At 40.4% G+C, this 1,354-nt stretch carries 1 protein-coding gene; it reads left to right on the top strand.

Annotated features, from left to right (window positions below):
• Positions 1-126: 126 nt before the first annotated feature.
• Positions 127-1,335, top strand: a complete 1,209-nt coding sequence (locus QUB12_RS37355; RefSeq protein ID WP_333301354.1) for an ISAs1 family transposase — start codon at positions 127-129, stop codon at positions 1,333-1,335.
• Positions 1,336-1,354: the final 19 nt, after the last annotated feature.

The following is a 1,354-nucleotide window of genomic DNA, read 5'->3' as shown; positions in this document are numbered from 1 at the left end:
CAGGGTAAGCTCATCTAATTTAGTATAAATTGTACTTGACAAAAAGACAAATATAAAAAATGTGGTATTTACGTATTAGCAATTTTATAATGCCTTAAAAACTAAGTCATCAAGCGGTAAAACTCAATGGATAAAGGATTCCTGCCCGCCCGGCCAAAGTCTAAACTACTGAAGAAGCCCTCAGCTATCTCTATGCAAGAGTTACAAGGAAGCTTATCAAGTTATTTTGATGACGTACCCGACCCGAGAGTGAACCGAACCAAACGTCACTTACTGAAAGATATTCTCGTCATTGCTATATTATCTACAATAGCTGGAGGTGATGGGTGGGAAGACATGGAAAATTATGGAATCAGTAAGCAGCAATGGTTGCAAAAATTTTTAGACTTACCAAATGGTATCCCGAGCGATGATACCTTCCGACGAGTTTTTGAAAAGGTAGACCCGAAAGTTTTAGAACAGAAGTTGACTGAATGGGTTAAACAATTAATTGGGCCAGTTGTCCAACAAGTTATCCCGATTGATGGAAAAAGTATCCGAGGTTCTTATGACCGAAAAACCGGGGAAAAGAATTTACATTTAGTGACGGCGTGGGCGAGTGAAAATCGGTTGGTACTTGGACAAGTTAAAGTTGAAAACCATTCCAATGAAATCACAGCTATCCCAGCCCTATTGGAATTAATCGATGTCACCGGAGCGATTATTACGATGGATGCGATGGGTACTCAAACCGAGATTGTTCGGCTGATTCGTCAAAAAAAAGCTGATTACGTAGTTACTTTGAAAAAGAATCATCCAACCCTTTATAAACAAGTCAAAACCTGGTTTGAAACAGCCAGAGCCAACCAATTTGGGGGAATTGAAGTGAGTGAAGATTCCCGAACGGAAAAAGCACATCATCGAATCGAAACTCGAAAAGTTTGGGCGGTTCCAGTGGGGGTTTTAGGCGGGCTTTACAAACAAGAAGACTGGACAGATATTCAGACTATTGTTATAGTAGAACGTTTCCGTTATCTGTGGAACAAAACCACTCATGAAGTACAATTTTACCTAAGTTCCTTACCCGTAGATGCCCAGCTTAATGGTCGCGTCATTCGTCAACATTGGAGTATTGAAAATCAAGAACATTGGGTTTTAGATGTCACTTTTAATGAAGATAGATCTCGCATTCGGTCCTTGAATAGCCCTCGAAACTTGGCTGTTATCAGACGGATGTCCCTGAATGCTGTAAATCAAGAAACTACTCTCAAGCGTAGCTTGCGACAGAAAAGAAAACGGGCTGCAATGAATGATGAATACATGATGCTTCTTCTCAAATCCTTTTGTCAAGGCTGATTGAGATGCTCTTACCCTG

It is taken from the genome of Microcoleus sp. B7-D4, from assembly GCF_036705125.1.
Lineage (GTDB): Bacteria > Cyanobacteriota > Cyanobacteriia > Cyanobacteriales > Microcoleaceae > Microcoleus.
The sequence above is the reverse complement of the archived record's forward strand: the minus strand, read 5'-3'. Positions and strand labels throughout refer to the sequence as shown.